The organism is Streptococcus rupicaprae (assembly GCF_040545225.1).
In the GTDB taxonomy this organism is placed as follows: Bacteria; Bacillota; Bacilli; order Lactobacillales; family Streptococcaceae; genus Streptococcus; species Streptococcus rupicaprae.
The window spans coordinates 1-20,365 of record NZ_JBEPLO010000008.1 but is presented as its reverse complement, the minus strand read 5'-3'; the positions used below and the strand labels follow the sequence as shown (position 1 = coordinate 20,365).

The following is a 20,365-nucleotide window of genomic DNA, read 5'->3' as shown; positions in this document are numbered from 1 at the left end:
CCGTGATTCGCAACCAAAGAGATCGAATCACTGGGGAATGCTTTTTATTTATCTTAATAACTATCTACAAAACCAAATTCTGACAAGGGTGAAATCCTGAAATAGATAACCCCTTTTATCTGCTTCTTGGAAATGAGGCCAAACGTGCGACTGTCTGCAGTATTTGTGCGGTCATCATTGAGGATCAAATAGTCTTTTGACGGGATGACCCCATCAACTGTCTGAGTCAAACTCTCAATGGTAAAGTCCTCAGTGAAATATTCACCCGGCAAGCGCTTCTGGTAGGCATTTTTAAACCGCTCAAGGTAAGGTTCCTCCTTGCTGACATTGTTTAAATACAAGACATCCGCCATATAGGTAACAGAGTCCCCTGGCTTAGCAATCACACGCCCGACATAATCCTTGCCATCTACTTGATATAGGACCAAATCTCTATAAGCTGGTTTAGCTGTTTTTAGAGCCAGTACCCATTGATCTTGGGCAATAAAGTCATTAGCATCTGTGCGAGTCACCTTATACGGTTCAAAAACATATAGTCGAAGGCCAATCAAGGCTCCTATGAGCAAGATAACCAGGACTAGATTAGTGATTAAATCTCTCTTTACCATTTCATAAACTCCTCCTACCCTATTGTACCATAAAATGAAGCTCCTGTTTTAAAAAATATCTTGGGCTAGTCACAATCTAACTTGAAGGAGGGATGAGGACACTAACCTTTTTGCCGATAGAGACCTCGGACATCTGAAATATCCTGTACGAAAATAATTCCCTGGCCAGGTTGATCGATAGCTAAAACAGACTCAATAGCATTAACAATAGGCTCTGTTTTTTCAGTCTCTGTAATAATCCAAACCACTTCCTTTTCAGGTTCGATGGCCATTTGAAACAGAGTGCTGGTTTCATGAATACCAGCTCCTCGGCCGTTTAGAATAGTGCCACCTCTAGAACCCTGACTTTGGGCGGCTTCAATCACTTCTTCTGCCCTACCACGCTCGACAATGGTAGTGATTAATTGGTACATGGTTTCCTTCTCCTTCATTTGAATCTCTTTCTTGCTCAGATAGCGCCTGGAACCTACGATAGCTCGCAGTGGCACCGTCATGACCAAACCATGATGAGGTTTGTCAAACTGAAAGATCTTATCAAGATAATCTGTCACTTCTTCTGCTGTCTGATTATCTGTCCCGATGGCCACAATCTCTTTTTCTTCCTCGTACAAGGATAAAAAATTTAAGAGGCCATGCTTAACGGTCCCTAAACCAGGAATAATGGTTCCCCCAGGGATTCCTACTTTCTTCAAGCAGTGCATTACCTTACTGCCCGAGCCGTAATTGACAATGACATAGAGCATGGTGTAAGAACTTGAATTAATTTGATTGACCTTCACCTAGTCTCTCCTTCTTTTGTGTTTTTAATTTAAAGATATACCCCAAAACCTGCAAAGTTATAATGGGCATCATGGCAACCATGGCAATCATCCCAAAGCCATCAACAAGCAAGTCAGCTCCTTCAAACGTGAAGGCTGCTCCTTGGATAAAGGCCAGAATGAGGGTTGCTGTCATAGGTCCTGTCGCGACACCACCAGCATCAAAGGCAATCCCGATAAAGAGTTTTGGAGTCCAAAACATTAACAAGATACAAAGGATATAACCTGGCAAGAGATAATGCCAGAGTTGAATTTCAGGAATCACGACACGAACCACTGAAAGGGCAACTGCCCCTCCAACTCCAAGCGCCAGAGGGATTAAGACTGCCAGCCGTTTGATATAACCACTGGTGACCTGTTCAATCTGGTGGGTCAGGACATAAACCGCTGGCTCTGCTAAGATGGTCAAAACCCCAAAGATAAAACCAACCACCACAATAGGGATTTTATTTTCCATGAGCACTAAGGTTTGGCCGACAATCATTCCAACATCCATAAAACCTGCATTGATCCCAACCATAAAGAGAAAGAGCCCCAGAAAGGCAAAGGCAAACCCTGTCAATAGTTTACGTAAGGTCCTGGGATTGAGTTTGAAAACCTTCCGCTGCAAGAGCAACAACAGGATTAATAAGGGGGCAATAACAATGACTGTTTCTTTGGCATAAGTCGGCATTAAACGCATAAACACCGACCAAATGGCTTGTCCATCAACCTGTGCCAACTCCAAATCGGCATGAAAGGTTTTGGTCTTTGAAAAAACATCCAACAGTAAAACGGTCAAGATAGGTCCTGTTGACGCAATGGCAACCAAGCCAAAACTGTCCTTCTCAGATGCTTTACTGTCCTTCTTTAATTTGGAGATGCCTGTTGACAGAGCCAAAATAAAGGGGACAGCCATAATGCCCGTCGTTGATCCTGAAGCATCAAAAGCAATGGCTAAAAATTCCGGGGCTACAAAATAGGACAAGACAAAGATTGACAAGTAAAGGATCAGCAATAATTTATAAAGGGGCAGGTTGAAGAAAATCCTCAGAAATCCCAAGCCTATGGTCACTGCCAAGCCTAGAGAAACGACCACTAGCATGACATTGGCCCCGATTACTCCTCCTGTAACCAGGCTCACTTGACTAGCCAAAACCATCAATCCTGGTTCTGCAATTGAAATCAAAAAACCTAGAAAAACACCTGAAACTAAGACAATCCAAAGACGATTGGACTTAGCTAACGACGTACCCGTCAATCCTCCAAAGGGTGTAATTCCGATATCTACCCCAATCAAAAAGAAGGTCAAACCAAGTACTATCCAAAGATTAGCAATCACAAAGCGCCAGATGACAGCATTTGGTAAGGGTGTCAGCGTAAAATGCAAGACCAGAATTAGTAAGCTAAGTGGTAAGACAGACAGTGTCACTTCTTTGAATTTTCTTCTCAGCAAAACAACCTCTCTTTCTTAAAAGGAATGATGGGATAAAGAGCAACTTATTGGCTTTATTAACTAGTATAACATATTAGGAAGCGTTTTTAAAGTTAGGACTACACTACAAAATATCAGGAACAACTTTAGAACACCTGGCTTCTAGTGGAAAAAACATAGGATTCAATGTCGTCAAAAGTCAGGAAAGACTTGCTATGACTGGTTTTCTTCAATTTAAAAAACACAAAATATAGTAATTTGTCTTTCATTAAAACACTACATCTAGTGTTTTGTGATTGACTTTTATTTTAGAAGTGATATACTAGATAGGTATCAAAAATTGTAATTGAGGTGTCCTTTATGGTAACTGTTTACTCTAAAAATAACTGCATGCAGTGCAATATGACCAAAAAAGAATTGGCTAAATTAGGTGTTGAATTCATGGAAATCAATCTTGATGAACAACCAGAATTCATTTCTCATGTCAAGGATCTAGGCTTTACAGCAGCACCTGTTATCCAGACAGAAACAGACGTTTGGGCTGGTTTCCAACCCTCAAAACTCAAAGCCCTTGCTTAAACCTAAACCAGCAAATAGAAATAAAGGTAAATTATGAGCTTAAAAGATCTCGGAGATGTGTCCTACTTCCGTCTCAACAATGAAATCAATCGGCCAGTCAACGGTCAAATCCCCCTTCACAAGGACAAGGAAGCCCTTGACGCCTTCTTTAGGGAAAATGTCATTCCAAACACTAAAGTTTTCAACAGTATCAATGATAAGATTGATTATCTGATTGCTGAAAACTACTTAGAGAAAGAATTCTTGTCGCTTTACCGTCCAGAATTTCTGACAGAGTTGGCTGACTTCATCAAGGCCCAGAACTTCCAGTTCAAGTCTTTTATGGCTGCTTATAAATTCTATAACCAGTACGCCTTGAAAACCAACGATGGTCGATACTACTTGGAATCAATTGAAGACCGAGTTATGTTTAACGCCCTCTACTTTGCGAATGGCGATGAGGCTCTTGCCAAAAACATTGCCAATGAAATGATTCACCTGCGTTACCAACCAGCTACGCCAAGCTTTTTGAACGCTGGCCGTTCTAGACGTGGGGAATTGGTCTCTTGTTTCCTCATTCAGGTGACAGACGACATGAACTCCATCGGACGGTCCATTAACTCAGCTCTGCAATTGTCCCGTATCGGTGGTGGGGTCGGTATCTCGCTTAATAACTTGCGCGAAGCCGGTGCTCCTATTAAAGGTTACGAGGGGGCAGCTTCCGGAGTTGTTCCTGTCATGAAACTTTTTGAAGACAGCTTCTCCTACTCCAACCAACTTGGGCAACGCCAGGGGGCTGGTGTGGTCTACCTCAGCGTCTTTCACCCTGACATTATCGCTTTCCTTTCCACCAAAAAGGAAAATGCTGATGAAAAAGTGCGGGTCAAGACCCTCTCGCTCGGTGTGACTATTCCAGATAAGTTCTACGAGCTGGTTCGTAAAAATGAAGACATGTACCTCTTCAGTCCTTATTCGGTTGAATTGGAATACGGCGTACCATTCAGCTACCTTGACATCACCGAAAAATACGATGAATTGGTTGCTAATCCACGGATTCGTAAAACCAAGATTAAGGCGCGTGACTTGGAAACAGAAATTTCAAAATTACAGCAGGAATCTGGTTATCCTTATGTTATCAATATTGACACCGCCAACAAGAGCAATCCAATCGATGGCAAGGTTATCATGTCTAACCTCTGTTCCGAAATTTTACAGGTTCAAGAACCAAGCTTCATCAATGACAAGCAAGAATTCGTTAAGATGGGGACAGATATTTCTTGTAACTTAGGTTCAACCAACGTGGTTAACATGATGGAATCCCCTGATTTTGGCTTGTCTATCCGTACCATGACGCGCGCCCTGACCTTTGTGACTGATTCCTCTAAGATTGATGCGGTACCAACCGTCAGAAACGGGAATGATCTTGCCCACACCTTTGGCCTGGGCGCTATGGGCCTCCATTCCTACCTGGCCCAAAACCTCATGGAATATGGCAGTCCTGAGTCAATTGAATTTACCAGCATCTATTTCATGCTCATGAACTACTGGACCTTGGTTGAATCCAATAACATTGCTCGTGAACGTGGCACCACCTTCCATAACTTTGAAAAATCAGACTATGCTAACGGTAGCTATTTTGACAAATACACCACAGGCAAATACCAGCCGACTTCTGACAAGGTTAAGGAACTCTTCAAAGACATCTTTATCCCGTCAGCTCAAGATTGGGAAGAACTTAAAACCAAGGTTATGGCAGATGGTCTTTACCACCAAAACCGCCTTGCCGTTGCGCCAAATGGCTCTATCAGCTACATCAATGATGTGTCTGCTTCGATTCATCCGATTACTCAACGGATTGAAGAGCGCCAGGAAAAGAAAATCGGCAAGATTTATTATCCAGCAGCTGGTTTGTCAACCGAGACTATCCCTTACTACACTTCTGCCTACGATATGGATATGCGCAAGGTCATCGATGTCTATGCTGCAGCAACTGAGCACGTTGATCAAGGCCTTTCCTTGACCCTCTTTATCCGTAGTGAAATTCCAGAAGGCATCTACGAATGGAAAACAGAACGCAAGCAAACCACACGTGACCTGTCTATTCTTCGGAACTATGCCTTCAACAAAGGTATTAAGTCCATCTACTACGTCCGTACCTTTACGGATGACGGCGATGAAGTTGGCGCTAACCAATGCGAAAGTTGTGTTATCTAATACAGATCAGAAAAAGAGGCTGGGACAAAAGTCCTAACCTCTCAATTCATTTTGGATTATCAAGTAAGACGCAGTGGTTGAGTGGGCTCTAATTCGCTGATTTTACCAGCTTTTACAGCCCTACTCAACTGTGTGGAGGTGGGACGACAAAATCAAACCCTTCGGGTTACCGATTTTTGTCCCACTCTCTTTTCTTAACATAATGCTTGAACAATAGTTGGCTATACTTCAACAGTCGCTTAAACAAGAAATAAACAGCTATCCCTAAACTGAGCATGGCGATTACCAAAACTAGCAAACCAAGTTTTTTCACAGACATTGCGCTATGAAAACTAAGCCAGATCATCAGACTGAAAAAGCCTATGCTGGCAACAGCAAATAATAACCAAACGAGAATCTGGAAGCTTCTGGCTAACCAGCTCTCCTGGGGCTTCTCCATCAGAGCATCTGCACCGATAACCAAACCGCTAAAAAGCAACTCTAGAATAAAATCCATGTTTTGCCGCCTGACCTATCATTTTATGATATAATAATACCATACTTCAACAAAAATAGGAGATCCTATGACAACTTATTATAAAGCCATTAACTGGAATGCGATCGAAGATGCCATCGATAAGTCAACTTGGGAAAAATTGACTGAGCAATTTTGGCTAGACACACGCATTCCGCTTTCTAATGACTTAGACGACTGGCGTGGCCTATCTGACCAAGAAAAAGACCTCGTTGGGAAAGTCTTTGGTGGACTAACCCTTTTAGATACCATGCAATCTGAAACAGGTGTCCAAGCCATCCGTCAAGATGTGCGTACCCCTCATGAAGAAGCTGTTTTGAACAACATCCAGTTTATGGAGTCTGTTCATGCCAAGTCCTACTCCTCGATCTTTTCAACCCTCAATACCAAAACAGAAATCGAAGAAATCTTCGACTGGACCAACAGCAATGAATTTTTGCAACGCAAGGCTGAAATCATTAACGAAATCTATTTGAATGGAACAGCTCTTGAAAAGAAAGTTGCCTCTGTTTATTTGGAGACCTTCCTCTTCTACTCTGGCTTCTTTACCCCGCTCTATTACTTGGGAAATAATAAGTTGGCCAACGTTGCGGAAATTATTAAACTCATCATTCGTGATGAGTCTGTCCACGGTACCTACATCGGCTACAAGTTCCAGCTGGCCTTTAACGAGCTTCCAGAAGCGGAGCAAGAAAGTTTAAGAGAATGGATGTATGACCTGCTCTACAAGCTCTATGAGAACGAAGAAGGCTATACCGAGTCGCTTTATGATGGGGTGGGCTGGACTGAGGAAGTGAAGACCTTCCTTCGTTACAATGCCAATAAGGCCCTCATGAACCTGGGCCAAGATCCTCTCTTCCCAGATTCTGCCAATGATGTGAATCCAATCGTGATGAATGGTATTTCAACCGGTACATCAAACCACGACTTCTTCAGTCAAGTCGGAAATGGTTATCTCTTAGGAACCGTTGAAGCCATGCAGGATGATGACTACCTTTACGGATTATAAAGTCCCCCTACTTTCAAAAACTGCACCCAAAAAAGTCAGACAAAAGTCTACCAATTAGGGTGCTTTTCTGATGGCCTTATCTCATAAGGATAAAGGGAAATACTCCAACAAGTTAGCGAGTTTCATCCTCTCTCTCTTTTATTTCAGGCCCACTTCCGCATAATCAATCAAGTGAATTTTAAAGCTTATAAAGCCACTAAAACTGACAATAAGGGCTAAAATATTTTAAAACTTTCCAGAACAAAACTGATCAAAAAATATCAGAAAATTCAAATTCTGGTTGACAAGCTATTTCTTATGTGATAGAATACTCTCATGTTATATCTTCTGACATTAGAAATTTGGAGGAATCTTTATGAGTTTAGTTTCATTTCAAGAGGTCAATAAATATTACGGAGATTTTCAAGCTTTAAAGAATATTAACTTAACTTTTGAAGACGGTCAAGTCATTGTTCTGTTAGGGCCATCTGGGTCAGGAAAATCTACTCTTATCCGCACGATTAATGGTTTAGAAAAAATTGACAAGGGTAACCTAGTGGTCAATGGGCATCAAGTCTCTGGCGCATCAAGCAAAGATCTCATCGATTTACGAAAAGAAGTTAGCATGGTCTTCCAACACTTCAATCTCTATCCACACAAAACGGTTTTAGAAAATGTTACGTTAGCTCCCATCAAAGTCCTTGGTGTCAGCAAGGAAGAGGCTATGGCTAGAGCCGAAAAATACTTAACTTATGTTAATATGTGGGATCGTAAAGACTCATTTCCAACCATGCTCTCTGGGGGACAAAAACAGCGAATTGCTATCGCCCGTGGGTTGGCGATGAAGCCTGAGCTACTTCTTTTCGACGAACCGACTTCAGCCCTAGATCCTGAAACAATCGGTGATGTTCTTGCCGTTATGAAAAAATTGGCCAAGAACGGCACAAATATGATTGTGGTTACCCATGAAATGGGATTTGCTCGTGAAGTAGCAGATCGTATCATCTTCATGGCTGATGGCGAGGTACTGGTTGACACGACCGATGTCAATGGATTTTTTGATAATCCAACTGATCCACGAGCGCAACAGTTCCTCAGTAAGATCATTAACCACACCAGCGAACGTGTCTCCTTGGATGACTAGGAGGGAAAGCTATGAAAAAGAAATTATCTCGTCTGTCACTCTCTTTTTTGGCCTTATTCAGTCTTTTTAGTTGGCTGGTCTTCAGTTATAGTTCTACACAAGCTACTGAAAAGTCTCAATTAGCAACAAGCGACCAGGTAGCTTCTATTGTGAAACGAGGAACCCTTCGTGTTGGTGTTAAACAAGATGTTCCAAACTTTGGTTACCGTGATCCGGAAAGCAATGAATACACTGGTCTTGAAATTGAGATTGCACGAAAAATAGCTGATGAACTGGGTGTAGATATTGAATTGACACCAGTTACCGCACAAACTCGTGGAGCCTTATTAGATAATGGTCAGCTGGATATGGTAATTGCAACCTTTACCATTACAGAAGAACGTAAAAAGCTCTACAACTTCACTACTCCATACTATACAGATGCTAATGGCTTCCTAGTAAAAAAATCGAGTGGTATCTCTTCTTGGGAAGATCTAGATGGTAAAACAATCGGTGTTACTCAGGGCTCTATCCAACAGGGGTTGCTAACAGACCTAGCAATTGATAAGGGCATTTCACTAAACTTTACCGAACTAGGTTCTAACCCAGAGGTTGTTGTCAGCTTGGCAGCACAGCGTGTTGATGCCTTTTCTATTGATAAATCAATCCTCTCAGGATTTATTGGCAAGAGCAATGAAATTCTAGACCTATCCTATAACCCATCCCAGTATGGTATTGTTACCGAAAAGTCTAATACCGATCTACATGCTTATCTAGATGCTTTGGTCATGGAATGGGAAACTGATGGTACTCTCCAAACTATCTATGATACTTATAACCTAAAACCTACATCTATGGAGAGTGACTAGAAAGGAGCTCAATTATGTTATCTAATCTTTTTTCAGCTGAACTTTGGGCTGACTTTCTTAAAGACTGGCCAAAGTTTGCCCAAGGTTTTCTCTTCACAATTGCCATTTCCATCGGTGCACTTCTGTGCGCCATGTTACTGGGCATAGTCTTTGCAATGATGGCTACTAGTAAAAATAAGTGGCTCAGGACTATTTCGCGAATCTATGTCGAATGTTATCAAAACACACCTTTATTAGTTCAGTTTGTTATTATCTATTATGGACTTCCCTTGATTTCTAATTTCACCCTGATGCCATCAATTTACTGGACAGCTGTCATTTGTGTAGGACTCTACCACGGTGCCTATATCGCCGAAGTCTTTCGGACGGGTATCCTAGCAGTTCCCAAAGGTCAGATGGAAGCCGCTCAATCTCAGGGATTTACGTATAGCGAAAGTATGTGTTACATCATTATTCCACAAGCTGTTCGAACTATTTTACCACCGCTTGCAAACCAGGTTGTTAACCTAATCAAGAACACGTCGACTGTTGCCATTATCGGGGGAATTGACATTATGTTTATGACCAAACACTGGTCAGCCGTTAATGCTAATTATGTGCCACCCTTTGTAACAGCCGCCCTTCTTTACTTCAGTCTTTGTTTCCCACTAGCTACTCTTGCCCGTCGTTGGGAAGAAAAGAATAAAAATGCTTATTAAGGAGGTCAGTTATGGTCCAAGATATTTCAAATGTACTGACACCCACCAATCTTGCCTTCTTGTTGAAAGGTCTCTGGTTAACCTTAAAACTCTCTTTTATTATCATTATCCTTTCTACGGTTATCGGAACAGTGCTTGCGGTAATGCGTAATAGCAAAACTAAAGTCTTTAAATGGATTGCCTCCATCTACATTGAATTTGTCCGCAATGTACCCAACCTTCTTTGGATCTTTACTATTTTCTTAGTTCTCCAATTAAAATCAACTCAGGCTGGTATAACCTCTTTCACTGTCTTTACTTCAGCAGCACTGGCTGAAATCATTCGAGGTGGTTTAAACGCAATCGATCACGGCCAAACAGAGGCAGGTCTATCGCAAGGTTTTACACAATTGCAAATCCTGCAATACATTGTCTTGCCACAAGCACTACGCAAAATGCTTCCCGCAATGATTTCACAATTTGTTACCGTTATTAAAGATACAAGCCTCCTTTACTCTGTCATTGCTCTTCAAGAACTTTTTGGCGCCAGTCAAATCTTAATGGGACGGAACTTTGAAACAACAGCTGTCTTTACTCTTTATATCACTATCGCTGTCATTTACTTCGTCATCAACTTTAGTATCTCGAGCTTCTCTCGCTTCCTCAGCAGGCGATGGGAATTGGCTAGAGAATAAAGGACACAAACTATGTATTCCTTGTATTGAGTCCAAAAAAGTTAGACAACATTTGCTGAATGGATTTAGTTCTGCACCAAGCAAGGCTAAGTCCTTTTTCTTTTTGTTTCAATACATTATTAGCCTAGTCTAATCGGTTAAAGCATTTTAAAATTCTCACAAAACCATATCTTCAGACACCAAAGAGGTGATTCATCAGCTTGACATTAACCTTTTGATTACTGCCATATCAATATTCAACATATGACTGAGATTCTCATTATTTGGACACATCGATTAGAAGCTTTTTTCCCATGATTAATTTCATAAAAAAGACACCTCAAAAGTTAGACAGAAAATCTAATTTTTGAGGTGTCTTCTTCTTTGATGGATGCTTTTTCTAATCAAAACGAATCCAGAGATTGTTTTTGCTGACCATGATCGTCAAAGTTATTTGGTGACAACCAAGCTTTGAACCGTTTTTTAAGAGTGGCCATTCCCCGTAAATGTGAAAACCAATAGGTATCCCGTGCTCTCCCCTTATAGATAGAATGCTGACGAAAGCTCCCTTCGTATTGAAAGCCTAATCGCTTAGCCGCCTCTTGCGACCGATTATTATACCTATCCCATTTCCACTCGTAATGGCGGGCATGCAGCTCTTCAAAAACCTATTGCATGACTAGGAACTGTGCTTCGGTTGCTATTCTAGCCCCTTGCAAAGCTCTTGAATAGACCACTCAACCCATCTCTAAGGATCGATTGCTCAAGTGGTAATTTAAGAGGGAGAACATGCCTATCACTTTTTGGCTACTAGTATCACGAATTACTAAATAATAGGGGTCTTCAGATTCTTGGCACTTCTCCAGATAAGTTTTAAAATCCTCAAGATTTTCAAAAGGCGATAGAGATAAATAGGTCAAATCCTCCTCTACAGGTTCATAAACATAAAAGGCTGCAGATCCTCCAAATGATCCTTGGCCTGCAATTTTTCTACCCTACAATATTGACCTGTTAAAACAATATTGACCTGTTAAAAACCTTAGGTCGATAGGTTTTCCGACATAATCATCCAGCAACGCCTCTCCTATCGGCTGATTATAGAACATCACTCCCCTCGTTTTGTAACCCCATGATATACCTATAAATATATCAAAATAACTTCAAACTATCAAAAAAGCCTCCATAAGCAGGCCTTTTTTCATGATTATTTCGCAATTGGGTAAACAGATACTTGTTTCTTGTCGCGACCTTTGCGTTCAAAACGTACAACACCTTCAACTTTTGCAAAGAGAGTATCGTCACCACCACGGCCTACGTTAAGACCTGGATGGATTTTAGTACCACGTTGGCGGTAAAGAATTGAACCACCAGATACTGTTTGACCGTCTGCTGCTTTAGCGCCAAGACGTTTTGCTTGTGAATCACGACCGTTTGATGTTGAACCGCCACCTTTTTTGTGGGCGAACAATTGCAAGTTAGCAAGATTTAATTGAATCATTAGTTTTTCCTCCGTTGAGTGTTTCTGTAACCTGAGTTTTCACAAATTCAGATGAATGGTCGCTCAGGTTTGACATGCCTAGTAAGAATGATTCGAACAAGAGTTGAACCTTCTGACTAGTTGGTTCTTCCAGGTGACTTGGAAGCGTCACCCTAAGAAATCCACCATCTAGCTCGTCTAGTTGGACGTCTGCTTCTACCCTAGCCAGTTCTACCAAAGAATTGATAAAATTGATCGCCAGTGTCGAAACTGCTGCACACACAATATCGTAGCCATAAGGTCCACTCCCTGCATGACCGCTCACTTGAACGCTCTGCAATTGGCCATCGGCCTTGCGAGTAAATTGGGCCAGAATCATGTGCTAAGCCCAATTAAGCGTTGATAGCGTTGATGACAACTTTAGTGTATGGTTGACGGTGACCTTGTTTGCGGTGGCTACCTTTTTTAGGCTTGTACTTGAAAGTAACAACTTTCTTTTGCTTGCCTTGTTTTTCAACCGTACCAACTACTGTTGCACCTGAAACAAGTGGTGTACCCACAACTGTTTTGTCACCACCAACAAGAACTACTTCATCAAAAGTGACTTCTTGTCCAGCTTCGAGGTCCAATTTTTCAACGTAGATTGCTTGACCAGCTTCAACTTTAACTTGTTTACCGCCAGTTTTGATAATTGCGTATGTGCTCATGATGCACCTCCTATTTAATATTTTTTAGAGGAAATCCTCTTGTGAAGACTCGCCTTGTATCGTGAGTCATAGACTGCTTAAAACGATTTTCGTGCGGTTGCACAGAAGTGCATTAAGTCAACTCCACTATTTTACTACTTTTTCTGGCAAATAGCAAGTAAAAACCACTTTGATTTTCTCAGGTAATTTCCCAAAGTAAGTTCCACTTTCGTTTCCGAAGCGGAAGTTGGTCTAAAACGGATTTTTATGGTGGAATTAAGTCTGAGACGTTTGCGTTAGAAACGAGTCCTTACTATGACAAAACACAAACACCTTACCCTATCAGACCGCAATGATATTCAACTGGGATTAGAGCGCGGGGAAACCTTTCAAACGTCTCAGACTAACTTCCACCATAGCGGGACTTAATCTGAAACGCTTTCAGATGAGACGATTTTGTGCGCCCTTTTTGTCAACTAAATTGGGACAAAAAAGCGATAAAATCAACCCTTATAAAAATCAGTGGAACTTACCCTGACACGGATTTCCACTGGTGTTGACCATTTTTATCAAACTAACTTCCACTGTCAGAGTCTACGGAACTTAGTTTGAGAATTTACCGTGATTTTTCTCATACTCTTTTATTTTTTTACTGACGGGAAGGTTGTTTTTAGGGTAGGTGAAATTCGTGGATTCTCATTTTTCTTGTTGGGCAACACGGATGGCCATGCCCGAGCCTTCTACTCTCATGGCTAGCTCTACAAAATCCTCAATCGGTGCTTGAGGTTGAGTGGTCATGACTTGGTAGGCTTCTTGGTCTTCATAGTAAAGATAGTCTGTCAGACTGTAGGCATTCCGCTCATAAAAGGATAGCCGTCTCATCCGCTGGGCATAATTGCTGGCCGTTACATCTAAGGGCTCAATGGATAGATACAAGGGGCGTCCTTTTGCCTGCTCTGCCATTTCCCTTAAAATCTTAGAGCCATAGCCCTTGGAGTGGTGATGAGGATCTACCGCTAAAAAGAGGAGGTAGACAGCCCTTTCAGATACGAGGCTAATGGTAAAACCACAAAAGGCCTCTCCGTCAAAATAGGCCCTGTGCTCTGCTAAGCCCTTGCTGGCTTGATCGGTCATCCAGTCAAAATCCACCTGTTCGATAGCTGGAAAACTGCTTTCGTACAAGGTCTTGGTCTCAATATATAAGAGAGTTCCAGGCACTACCTTCTTTGAGTGAAATATCTCTTTTTGCATTCCGTCTCCTTCCCTACTAGTATCTTTTATAACAAATCCTCAATCAACTGGTCCACTTCATCATTTTCTGTATCTATTGGCGTAATTTCTGTGACCATAATACCTGCTACTGCGCGTTCCACCAAGCCTTCCACATCCAGACGTGCTTCGTACTGCTCGACATTCTTGATTTTCGGATTGGTTTTTGGACGATCCGGCGCAAAGATGGTACAACAATCTTCGAAAGGCTGGATTGAAATGTCAAAAGTGTCAATTTCTTGGGCAATATCAATGATTTCCAACTTATCCATGGTCACAACAGGACGGATAACAGGCGTATGGGTAACGGCATTGATGGCCTGCATAGACTCCAAGGTCTGACTAGCGACCTGGCCCAGACTTTCCCCATTGATGATAACGAGGCCACCACGGATCTCACGAATCCGATCAGTAATCCGCATCATAAAGCGGCGAGTCAAGGTCATCAAATAGGCTTCAGGCGCCTTATCCTTAATTTCTTCTTGAATCTCTGTGAAGGGCACTTCGATAAATTGAATATTGCCACCAAACCGGGTTAACTTACGGGTTAAATCATGGGCCTTTTTAAGAGCTCCTGGGCTCGTGTAAGGTGGACTGGCAAAATGCACCGCCTCAATATCGACCCCACGTTTGAGCGCCAGATAGCCAGCAACTGGAGAATCGATTCCGCCGGACAACATTAACATTCCCTTGCCAGAAATCCCAACCGGTAGACCGCCCGCTCCTCTAAGTGTTTCATGGGAAATATAGGCCGCATCTTCACGGATTTCCACTCGCAGAACAACATCTGCTCCCTTCATCTGGGCCTTAATCCCAGGTAAAACCTGAAAGACAGCATCTCCTAGGAAATGGTTGAGCTCGACCGAATCCATTTCGAAGCGATGGTCGCTGCGCTTGGTCACGACTTTGAAGGTCATCCCTTCTTGGTATACGCCACGCATGATGGTCTGAACAGCTTCTTTCAGAGCTGGGATTGATTTTTCAATCTTATAGGAGGGGGAATACGTCTGGATCCCAAAAACCTTGGCAAGGGCTGCGGAAACCTCGCGATAATCTGCGCCATTAAGGTAAACATGGCCACGGTCACGGTCTGTATAGATGTTGACTTGCGGAAAGGTCTCCAAGACAGCTTCGATGTTGCGTCGAAGGCGACCGATAAAGCGCATGCGGTTCTTTCCCTTGGTGGACAACTCTCCGTAGCGAATTAAAATTTCTGAGTACTGCATCTTATCTCACTTTCTGTGTTTGCTTATCAATTTGCTTAAGAATGGTCAAGAACTGCTCGATCTGACTAGCATCCGTCTCTGAACCCAGGCTAAGACGGACAGCTGTCTGAGCTTCCTTAGTCGGAACTCCCATGGCAATCAAGGTACCTGCTGCATGGCCAGCTCGTGACGAACAGGCACTTGTTGTTGATATATAGATTTGGTGGCTTTCAAAGGCATGGACAACTACTTCCCCACGGATATTTTTCAAGCCAAAGGTTAGGATATGAGGGGCAAAACCTTCTTGACCAGAAAATAGTAGTAGGTCTGGATAGGTTTTTAAAGCAGTTATCAAGCTGTCTCTAAGGGCCTGTTGCCCTTGACTGACCCGCTCTGACTCTTGCATGGTGAGACGAAGAGCCTTGGCTGTTGCTGCGATGCCAGCGACATTTTCTGTAGTCGACCGTAAATCAGCCTCCTGGCCACCTCCATGAAGGAGGGGAGCAATTTTCTTCCCGCGCTTCTTATAGATAAAACCAACTCCGCGAACCCCATGGAATTTATGACTGGAGAAGGTTGCAAAATCGACGCGCTCAGTCAAGTAAGTCTCCGTTGGAATCTTGCCCAAGGCCTGAACCCCATCCACATGAAAACTGATGGTCGGTTTATCCATTAACAGGGATGAAATAGCCTCAATAGGCTGGATGGCGCCAATTTCATTATTGACCGCCATGATAGAAACTAGAATCGTCTCTGGCTTGATTAGCTTGGCCAATTCCTCCACATCAACAAAACCCGCTTTAGTCACTGGAGCAAGATCTACCACAAAGCCCTGCTGACTCAGCCACTGGGCCGTTTCTTTGACAGAGGGATGTTCAATAGCTGAGATGATGATGTGATTGCCATGAGCCTGTTTTTCAAAGGCAACGCCCTTTAAAACCCAGTTATTGCCTTCTGTACCACCAGAGGTGAAGAAAATTTCTTCAGGCAGTTTTCCAATCAGTTCTGCTATTTGTTTCCGAGAAGCTTCTAAGATACGGCTAGCTTGGGTTCCTAGATGGTGCAGGGAACTGGGATTTCCCCAAATTTTTTCCGAAACTTCCCGATAGGTCTTGAGAACTTCTGGAAAAGGTTTTGTCGTAGCACTGTTATCAAGATAAATCATACTTACTTTCCTTTTTAGGGCTTAGACCAACTGCCCAAGCGCTGTTTTCAATACCTTTTATTATAACAGATTGTGAAGATCCAGTCTATTTTGCCCGACTCTAATCCACGCCAAACGCATGAAAAAAGGCCTATAACCAACTTCTAGTCATAAGCATTTTTTCTATTTCGTGAAGGCAAGGGGATATCAATCCCGTTATTCTGCGATCTAACAATTCGGTCTCCTACCACATTCCCAACAAAGACTGCATGACCAAAGTAGTCAAGATAACCGCAAGCCAACAGGTAGCACCTAAACCGAAGGCCTGGCCTCCAGTTTTTAACAATTTTCTAAGATCAGTGTTTAAGCCAATGCCTGCCATAGCCATGACAATAAAAAATTTAGACAAGGTTTTCAAGGATTGAAAAAAACTAAGATCCAGCCCTAAACTACTCCACAAGGTCACTACTAAGGACGCAGCTAGAAAATAAAGTAAGAAAGATGGGACAATCCGTTTGAACTGGACCTTGGAACTCGCACGATCTTTTTGGCGATTATGGTAGAAAGACAGGCCGAGGGTTATGGGAATAATGGCCAAGGTTCGCGTCAATTTCACAATCGTTGCCTGCTCCAAAATCTGACTATGATGGATGGCATCCCAAGCAGAGGCTGTCGCTGTAACAGATGACGTGTCATTAACTGCTGTTCCCGCAAACAAGGCAAAGCCTTCATTTGAAAGCCCCAATACTTGCCCTAAGCTTGGAAATAGCAAAGCTGCTAAAAGATTAAAGAAAAAGATCACGGAAATAGCTTGAGCTACTGCTGCTTCTTCGGCTTCAATGACTGGTGCAGTCGCTGCAATCGCTGAGCCACCACAAATGGAGGAACCTACCCCTATTAGAATAGATTTTGTCGTATCCAAGTTAAAAAGAGTTTTAAGGAGAAAAGCCACTCCTAAGGCCGTTAAAACCGTTGTTAGAATGACAGGTAAAGATGCCTTACCCACCACCAGCACCTGGTTGACATTCAGGCTAAAGCCCAATAAGACAACTGCCAGCTGCAAGATGGTTTTCGAAGTAAAGGCAATTCCTGCTTGGGTCAGTTGACGGTTCTTATGGATTAGGCCAAGGACCATCCCCAGTATCATGGCGATGACGGGTGCCCCCACTAAAGGAAACATCTGACCTAACACCCACGCTGGCAGGGCCACTAGAAAACAAAGAATAAATCCTCTGAAACGCGTCATGACAAGCTCCTTTCTTCCAATTCCGATGCCAAATAAGCCCCAATTCTCTCTGGCAAGTCACTTGACGGTAACACTTCTAAGGGGCAAATAGCTTCTAAGAAGGATTGTATTGACTGACCGTAAGCTTTGGTTAAGACCCTTCTATCCATAAGGACAACTGCTGACTGCTGATCCTTGCGGCGCTGGGTCCGTCCCAAGGCCTGCTTAAGCTTAAGCATGGTCAGGGGAAGATGATAATCATCAAAGGGTTTCAGTCCTTCTGCTCTTAAATACTGGTTAAGTTTTTGGATATAGGGGTTGTTCGGGTTCTCAAATGGTAGACGGGTCACCAAGAGAATCAATTGATCTTGCTGGACAAAGTCCGCTCCCTCCCAGAAGCTACCAGAACCTAGTAAAATATTAGCCTCCCCGCGTTCAAAACGCCGCTTCACTTGACTAGCTGTCCCATGCTGATGCTGGGCCAAGTATGGCAGCTTGCTCATTTCTAAATGCGCCGCTACTTCTAACAAGGTCTGATTAGCCGTAAAGAGGACGATCAAGGGCTGGTTCAGCTGGCTTAGCCTTAGGATTTGCTGGTAGATCACCTTGGCATAGGACTCAGCCGTAAGACTAGAGATATCCGGCAAGTCTTCTGGTATAAAAACCGTCTGATTCCTCGAAAGTTCTTGAGGCAAGTAATGATAGGTCACAGCTTGTTTCGGAAAACCGAGCAACTGCGCCAAATCAACCCGCTGACTAATGGTCAAGGTCGCACTGATCGCCATCACTTGGGTACCTTCTGGCAACAATTGATAGAAATTTCCTAGAGATAAGCTGGCCCCATGCAAATAAGGGACAACCGCCTCACCCCATTTTTCCTGACTAGTCCAAAATTGATTCAGCCTCAAGTCTAAAACCTCTCTCAACTGAGGGAAAAAGCTGGCGTCAAGTTCGCCTAAATCTTGACGTAAGGCTTTGACTATTTTGGTAATATCACCTGATTGGCTAGCTAATTGTACAAGATGGTAAGCCGTACTTTCTAACAAGCGTCTGGTCAGTAGGTCAGGGCTGCTTTTCAAACGCTGCTCAATTTCTTCTTCTAAATGAGAAAGGTTGGCCTTTCGTCTGCTTAAATGTTCCAGCTGCATCGGCAATTTCTGAGCCTCATCAATGACCAAAACCTTTCCGGCCACAAAAGAGGGATCGTCCACCAGACGGTTGAGGAGGTAAGCGTGGTTGGTAATCATCAAACGGCTGACTTTAGCCTTGTCCTGGCCAATCTTCCAAAAATCAATTTCTCTAAAAAGGCTGGCCGCCAGCAGATGACCATCGTGACGCAGGCTATCAAAATAGGCAGACATCCCAAATTTTTGCTTAATTTCGTCTAAATCACCAGTTTCCGTCTCAGTCAACCAAACTAAAATCTGCATCTTAATCCGATTGAGGAGGCGGTTATCCTCATCAAGGGAAAGACTGGTCCAAAAGGCATCCAGCTTAATATAATTCTCATACCCTTTAAGGCTATGGCAATTCAGATGAAACACATCGGCTAAGCTTTTCCCTTCTGTCTGCAGGATCTGGTCTTGGAGCAATTTCGTCGGAGCTGCCACAATGATTTGCCGGTCTTGATTTTTGGCTAAAAGAGGCAAAAGGTAACCGTAAGTCTTGCCTATTCCCGTCTGTGCTTGAATAAAGGTAACCCTAGAATCTCCCAAACTACTTTCAACCACCGATGCGAATGCAAGCTGTTGTTGTCTTTCTTCCAAACCTAGTAGGGCAATATTTTGCGCAAAATCTGGTGCTAAATGACGAGTCTTCGCATAATAAGTCGGAGCCTTCACAACAATATCCAATACACGCCTATAGCCCTCTGGCAAATAATCGTCCGTATAGATGAGCAACTCTTCGATGACCTGCGCTGTTTCAAAGAGCAAGTGATCTGCATATGCCAACAGTTTTTGAACAGTCACTCTGGGTAGGCTTAAAATCTTGTTTTGAATTGCGATAAATAACTTGGCTGTTGCCAGTGCATCTGCGTTCGCTGTGTGGGCTTCCAAAAGTTCAATTCCCAAATAATCGGCCAAGTGGCCCAAACTGTAGCGTTCTAAACTGGGAAAGAAGATCTGGCTGAGTTCAACCGTATCTACCCTTGGGGTCCTCAATTCAAACCCTTCTAAGAAAAGATGCTCCGCTAATAAATTGCCATCAAATCGAACATTATGAGCCACAAAGACAGCATCTTTCAACAATTCGTAAATATCACGCGCCACTTCCGAAAAAACTGGTGCCTGGCGCAATTGTTCATCCGTAATCCCCGTCAACTCCTTGATATGAGGCGTCAGCTCTTCGTGGGGATTGACATCTGTTTCATAGGTTTCAAGGACTTGACCATTTTGAACCAACACGATACCAACTTGAATAATCCGGGCATCTGGACCTGTTGAGGTAGCCTCTAGGTCAACAATGGCATACTTCCTAGTCTTGATTATCTCTTTCATACTGTTAAGTATTATAGCATATTTTGCTGTAGTATTGAACTGTTTGAGGTGAGGTGAAATCACTAGAATTAGCCATAACTTAATACCTTAACTTTTCATCAACTTACTATAAATTACCAATAAACCTCCAACAGCATTTAATAATCAGAAACCTTGTCAATTTTTACTAGGTCTTTGTTTTTGTTCTAGAACGTTTAAAAGACCTAGCACGATTTCATTAAACCATTTCCCAAATCTTCCGAAAACCATAACCACCCGTTAGACGGGTGGTTTGAACAGGGGCTATAAGCCCATATCACCAGCCAGCGCCTATGCTGCTCTCTTTCACTTTGTTCAAGCCTAACCGCTTTTGACTCGTCACTCGCCTCTTAAAGAGGCGTTAGTATTACTTGCCATTATCCCTA

General features: G+C 42.8%; 19 protein-coding genes, 1 pseudogene and 1 other annotated feature. Of the genes and pseudogenes, 8 read left to right on the top strand and 12 right to left on the bottom strand.

What is annotated here, in order from left to right; genetic code table 11:
- Positions 1-53: 53 nt before the first annotated feature.
- The 3 genes from lepB to ABID29_RS04550 all read right to left on the bottom strand — a co-directional run bounded on the left by lepB (position 54) and on the right by ABID29_RS04550 (position 2,861).
- Positions 54-608 carry a signal peptidase I gene (lepB, locus tag ABID29_RS04560; protein WP_354364700.1) on the bottom strand — a complete coding sequence of 185 codons (555 nt, stop codon included), beginning with the start codon at positions 606-608 and terminating at the stop codon, positions 54-56.
- A gap of 101 nt (positions 609-709) precedes the next feature.
- Positions 710-1,387 (bottom strand): P-II family nitrogen regulator, encoded by a 678-nt coding sequence (locus ABID29_RS04555; protein WP_354364699.1) that lies wholly within the window; start codon positions 1,385-1,387, stop codon positions 710-712.
- Entirely contained in the window at positions 1,368-2,861 is a 1,494-nt protein-coding gene (locus ABID29_RS04550) for a DUF1538 domain-containing protein (protein ID WP_354364697.1), read from the bottom strand. The genes ABID29_RS04555 and ABID29_RS04550 overlap by 20 nt, the downstream gene beginning before the upstream one ends.
- Positions 2,862-3,200: 339 nt before the next feature.
- Between ABID29_RS04550 and nrdH the strand changes: the two genes are divergently transcribed.
- Positions 3,201-3,419: a glutaredoxin-like protein NrdH gene (gene nrdH, locus ABID29_RS04545; protein ID WP_354364696.1), complete on the top strand. Its 219-nt coding sequence runs from the start codon at positions 3,201-3,203 to the stop codon at positions 3,417-3,419.
- 33 nt (positions 3,420-3,452) lie between these two features.
- Complete coding sequence (gene nrdE, locus ABID29_RS04540; protein WP_354364694.1) at positions 3,453-5,612, top strand: class 1b ribonucleoside-diphosphate reductase subunit alpha; 2,160 nt, start codon at positions 3,453-3,455, stop codon at positions 5,610-5,612.
- 166 nt (positions 5,613-5,778) lie between these two features.
- Here the strand turns inward: nrdE and ABID29_RS04535 are convergent, their stop codons facing one another.
- Entirely contained in the window at positions 5,779-6,108 is a 330-nt protein-coding gene (locus tag ABID29_RS04535) for a hypothetical protein (RefSeq protein WP_354364811.1), read from the bottom strand.
- A 67-nt stretch (positions 6,109-6,175) separates the two neighbouring features.
- On the opposite strand from ABID29_RS04535, the gene nrdF reads away from it, so the two are divergent.
- From nrdF to ABID29_RS04510, 5 genes are all read left to right on the top strand, one after another.
- Complete coding sequence (gene nrdF / locus ABID29_RS04530) at positions 6,176-7,135, top strand: class 1b ribonucleoside-diphosphate reductase subunit beta (protein ID WP_354364693.1); 960 nt, start codon at positions 6,176-6,178, stop codon at positions 7,133-7,135.
- Between the two features lie 355 nt (positions 7,136-7,490).
- The gene (locus tag ABID29_RS04525) at positions 7,491-8,258 is read left to right on the top strand and encodes an amino acid ABC transporter ATP-binding protein (RefSeq protein ID WP_354364692.1); all 768 of its coding nucleotides are present in this window, start codon (positions 7,491-7,493) and stop codon (positions 8,256-8,258) included.
- An 11-nt stretch (positions 8,259-8,269) separates the two neighbouring features.
- Positions 8,270-9,106, top strand: a complete 837-nt coding sequence (locus tag ABID29_RS04520) for a transporter substrate-binding domain-containing protein (RefSeq protein ID WP_354364691.1) — start codon at positions 8,270-8,272, stop codon at positions 9,104-9,106.
- Positions 9,107-9,120: 14 nt separating this feature from the next.
- Positions 9,121-9,804: an amino acid ABC transporter permease gene (locus tag ABID29_RS04515; RefSeq protein WP_354364689.1), complete on the top strand. Its 684-nt coding sequence runs from the start codon at positions 9,121-9,123 to the stop codon at positions 9,802-9,804.
- Positions 9,805-9,827: 23 nt separating this feature from the next.
- Positions 9,828-10,478: an amino acid ABC transporter permease gene (locus tag ABID29_RS04510; protein WP_354364807.1), complete on the top strand. Its 651-nt coding sequence runs from the start codon at positions 9,828-9,830 to the stop codon at positions 10,476-10,478.
- A gap of 1,183 nt (positions 10,479-11,661) precedes the next feature.
- On the opposite strand, the gene rpmA is transcribed toward ABID29_RS04510, so the two are convergent.
- From rpmA to rplU, 3 genes are read right to left on the bottom strand one after another with little or no spacing between them, the layout of a single operon-like run.
- A complete protein-coding gene (gene rpmA, locus ABID29_RS04505; RefSeq protein ID WP_168550106.1) occupies positions 11,662-11,955 on the bottom strand; it encodes a 50S ribosomal protein L27 in 294 nt (97 codons plus the stop codon).
- On the bottom strand, positions 11,933-12,313 hold the full coding sequence (locus ABID29_RS04500; protein ID WP_354364688.1) for a ribosomal-processing cysteine protease Prp: 381 nt from the start codon (positions 12,311-12,313) through the stop codon (positions 11,933-11,935). The genes rpmA and ABID29_RS04500 overlap by 23 nt, the downstream gene beginning before the upstream one ends.
- Before the next feature lie 13 nt (positions 12,314-12,326).
- Positions 12,327-12,641, bottom strand: coding sequence for a 50S ribosomal protein L21 (gene rplU, locus ABID29_RS04495; RefSeq protein WP_168550104.1), 315 nt, complete (start codon positions 12,639-12,641; stop codon positions 12,327-12,329).
- Between the two features lie 35 nt (positions 12,642-12,676).
- Positions 12,677-12,750 (bottom strand) — a sequence feature (ribosomal protein L21 leader region).
- Positions 12,751-12,935: 185 nt separating this feature from the next.
- Between rplU and ABID29_RS04490 the strand changes: the two are divergent.
- A pseudogene (locus ABID29_RS04490) lies at positions 12,936-13,013 on the top strand (helix-turn-helix domain-containing protein); the annotation flags it as partial.
- A gap of 303 nt (positions 13,014-13,316) precedes the next feature.
- Here the strand turns inward: ABID29_RS04490 and ABID29_RS04485 are convergent.
- The 5 genes from ABID29_RS04485 to ABID29_RS04465 all read right to left on the bottom strand — a co-directional run bounded on the left by ABID29_RS04485 (position 13,317) and on the right by ABID29_RS04465 (position 19,961).
- Complete coding sequence (locus ABID29_RS04485) at positions 13,317-13,871, bottom strand: GNAT family N-acetyltransferase (protein WP_354364686.1); 555 nt, start codon at positions 13,869-13,871, stop codon at positions 13,317-13,319.
- A 26-nt stretch (positions 13,872-13,897) separates the two neighbouring features.
- The gene (thiI, locus tag ABID29_RS04480) at positions 13,898-15,115 is read right to left on the bottom strand and encodes a tRNA uracil 4-sulfurtransferase ThiI (protein WP_354364685.1); all 1,218 of its coding nucleotides are present in this window, start codon (positions 15,113-15,115) and stop codon (positions 13,898-13,900) included.
- Position 15,116: 1 nt separating this feature from the next.
- Complete coding sequence (locus ABID29_RS04475) at positions 15,117-16,259, bottom strand: cysteine desulfurase family protein (RefSeq protein WP_354364684.1); 1,143 nt, start codon at positions 16,257-16,259, stop codon at positions 15,117-15,119.
- Between the two features lie 223 nt (positions 16,260-16,482).
- Complete coding sequence (locus tag ABID29_RS04470; protein WP_354364683.1) at positions 16,483-17,484, bottom strand: YeiH family protein; 1,002 nt, start codon at positions 17,482-17,484, stop codon at positions 16,483-16,485.
- On the bottom strand, positions 17,481-19,961 hold the full coding sequence (locus tag ABID29_RS04465; protein WP_354364682.1) for a bifunctional DnaQ family exonuclease/ATP-dependent helicase: 2,481 nt from the start codon (positions 19,959-19,961) through the stop codon (positions 17,481-17,483). The genes ABID29_RS04470 and ABID29_RS04465 overlap by 4 nt, the downstream gene beginning before the upstream one ends.
- Between the last annotated feature and the right edge of the window lie 404 nt (positions 19,962-20,365).